The organism is Selenomonas sp. oral taxon 137 str. F0430, assembly GCF_000183625.1.
Lineage (GTDB): Bacteria > Bacillota > Negativicutes > Selenomonadales > Selenomonadaceae > Centipeda > Centipeda artemidis.
Genome location: NZ_AENV01000004.1, coordinates 1 through 2,767, shown reverse-complemented (window position 1 = coordinate 2,767; position 2,767 = coordinate 1). Strand labels below are relative to the sequence as shown.

Genomic DNA, 2,767 nt, shown 5'->3' with positions numbered 1-2,767 from the left:
TGAGGTTTTGAGGACTTTGGGGGTATATCCGTTGCGGCGATTTGCTGTATCCTTTTCGCTGCGCTCGTTGCTCATGTAACCGAGATGGTTTTCCATCTCGCCGTTGAGCATGGCTTCAAACATGGGACCGAAGATTTCTTTGAGGGCGTTTTGCATGTCTTCTACACTCTTGGGCTGATACTCTTCGATAATTGCCTTAGCGAGCGTTGCACCGCGCCGTGGGAGCCTCTTTGACATAAGGGTTCCTCCTTAGTTTTTGACTTCCCCTCACCGGGAGTGTTCCTAAGCTGTCTTCCTACTTACACAGTTTATTATACACTCCCGAAACGTCGGTCAATTTTACATACCATCATTTGGAGGCACCGCATGTTCATATGCAAATCATTCTTATTGGATCTTCGTTGTACGATATTAGATCTAGACAATATAGACCCTACAATCTTCACAGAAGTAACGGATATCGAAGGGATTAGAAAAATTGCTCAGTATGTTGACAAAGAATACTTAGAAGGTGCGATTTTACTAAGATACTATGATGATCCAATATTGTCGTTTAGTGATTGGGATCCTATGGTATCTCTTTGGATATATTTTGCTATGGCCGTAGAAGAAATTTTAAATACCGGAGAAGCTCACTTCTGTATGCCGGACCACCCGGGGGATCTATCTTTCAAAGAACACCCGCGCGGCTTCATAAAGCTTCATACCGATTGGAACGATAAACGATATTGGCTGCCGGAAAAAGAGTTTCTGACCACACTGCTGCAAGGTGCAGTTGAATTTTATGAAGCGACGGATATAGCTTTGCGGCTGCAAGGAAAGTATCTTCCTGAACTAAACTACTGCAAAAAAATACTTGAAAAGGTGCAAGAACGATTTAAGTGGGGCTATCATAGCTATCTTAGTCTCCCTAACGAATAAAATTCAAGAATGAGATTTCGGGAGGAATAGATCATGGAACGTTTTCCGGATAATGAAAGGGTGAAGCAAGACTGGGCTCTTTCCTTAGAGATGCATATATCGTCCAGCAATCCGGTCTGCGACGTACATTTGCTTATAAGACGACATACGACCTTAGTTATCCTATAACGGATCTGGTTCATGAATAAGAGGAGCTGGCCAAATGAAATCCTACTTCGTCATAAAGGTGCTTGCTGTCATCATGGGGATCGGTCTTACCCTTTATGCATGGCTTCTTGCATACTCCTATTATACGCCCGTCTGCTTGCCGGAGACCACAAATATAGCCGGGTTTCGCTACCAGATGTATTTTGATGATCAGGTTTTAAGTGACGTCTATGAAGATGTTGCATTAGAGATGAATTGCTACGCCCATGAATATAAATTTCCATACCTGTATGCTTACGGAGAGTCGGGATATACGAAAATATGCGTGATCCCGCTCTTTACAAAGATCATCAAAATCGAAAACTATGCGAGCGATGCTCGTATGTCATGGGATGGGCCTAGCAATTTGGTAAGTAATTTAAAGGATTTACAGGAGGCATATGGATCGAGCTTGATTTTGATAGAAGATTTGGATGATATTTCCATAGAAGATAAAAAAATCTTTTTAGAGCTGAGGAGACAAGGAGAAGCTAGAAAACAACGAAGTCTCAAAAGAGCAAAAACCAGCCAGGAAAAGGATATCATCAAAGATCTGGATGAAATATCGGAGGCGTTGGAAGAAAGCCTCCGAAAGCAAGAACTAGCACAGGAGCAAGAATAAAATACAAAGTGCGATGCACTTCTCACAACAGAAGTTGTCATTGCAGAGGGAACCATTGACATCAGGGAGAATCCGACGCAGGACATCTCGGCACTGAGCCGTGACACAGAGAACGCGCTCAATGAGCTCGGCAGAATCTTTAACAAAGATGATGTGAAAGAGAAACAGGAGCTGATGGATGTCCTTTCCAGTGAGGGTTACCGATTCATTGGCGACTACAGTCTCCGACGTTATAAAGATGCCATCAAGGAAGCAGCAAAACACAAAAAAGATTCCGAAGGGTTCGTTGTAAAATGAAGTTGAACAGATAAACAAAAACAAAATCCATAGTGACATCTCGTGCTATAATGGTTCCGCTACAAAACATCAGCAAAGGAGCAATCACTATGGATTACGCCTATTCTACCACAATGGAAGCTGTTCGTAAATCGGGAAAGCACTTTACCCTTGACGAAAGGGGGCAAATACAGGCGCTTCACGGGTTTGTCAAGTAAAGTGTGTAAGTTTCTTATAGAGCGGAATATTTTCGGATCATCTGTCCGACCCGCTCATCAATACAGAGTTGATTCATCACAATCGCCCAGTTCTGAATGGAGTGTCCCTTCCATTTCTTGTACAGCTCCTTGATCCGTAAGTAAAGCACCTTGAACACAGCCGTCTCGCTTTGAAATGCCCCCTGCTTCGTTACTTTGCGAAAACTTGCATTGACGCTCTCTATCGCATTTGTTGTGTACATGACACGACGGACATCACTGCCATATTGGTAAAGTTGTTCAACATGCCGGAAGTTGTCCTTCCATACGCGAATTGCGCCCGGATACTTGCTCCAAGTCTCACAGAATTTCTCAAATTCGCTCTGTGCAGCCCGAAGGCTAACTGCCCCATAGATCTTTTTAAGTTGTGCCGTAAATGCCTTGTAATCCTTGCTCGGAACGTATTTAAGAGAATTGCGTATCAGGTGAACAATGCACCGCTGTACCACCACGTTCTTAAAGATCGACTTTGCGCCGTCTTCCAGGCCGCTCACTCCGTCCATTG

The 2,767-nt window shown here is 43.6% G+C and carries 5 protein-coding genes; 3 read left to right on the top strand and 2 right to left on the bottom strand.

Translation table 11 applies throughout. From position 1 onward, the window contains the following. The coding region (locus tag HMPREF9162_RS01380; protein ID WP_009438201.1) for a transposase at positions 1-237 on the bottom strand (237 nt) is incomplete at its 3' end. A gap of 129 nt (positions 238-366) precedes the next feature. On the opposite strand from HMPREF9162_RS01380, the gene HMPREF9162_RS01375 reads away from it, so the two are divergent. From HMPREF9162_RS01375 to HMPREF9162_RS12565, 3 genes are all read left to right on the top strand, one after another. Further along, positions 367-921 (top strand): hypothetical protein, encoded by a 555-nt coding sequence (locus HMPREF9162_RS01375; RefSeq protein ID WP_037350058.1) that lies wholly within the window; start codon positions 367-369, stop codon positions 919-921. 202 nt (positions 922-1,123) lie between these two features. Further along, the gene (locus HMPREF9162_RS01370) at positions 1,124-1,729 is read left to right on the top strand and encodes a hypothetical protein (RefSeq protein WP_009438205.1); all 606 of its coding nucleotides are present in this window, start codon (positions 1,124-1,126) and stop codon (positions 1,727-1,729) included. A 153-nt stretch (positions 1,730-1,882) separates the two neighbouring features. Next, a complete protein-coding gene (locus HMPREF9162_RS12565) occupies positions 1,883-2,026 on the top strand; it encodes a hypothetical protein (protein ID WP_009438203.1) in 144 nt (47 codons plus the stop codon). A 211-nt stretch (positions 2,027-2,237) separates the two neighbouring features. Here HMPREF9162_RS12565 and HMPREF9162_RS01365 read toward each other — a convergent pair. After that, positions 2,238-2,767, bottom strand: a 530-nt coding sequence (locus HMPREF9162_RS01365) for a transposase (protein ID WP_009438206.1), incomplete at its 5' end; no start/stop codon positions are given.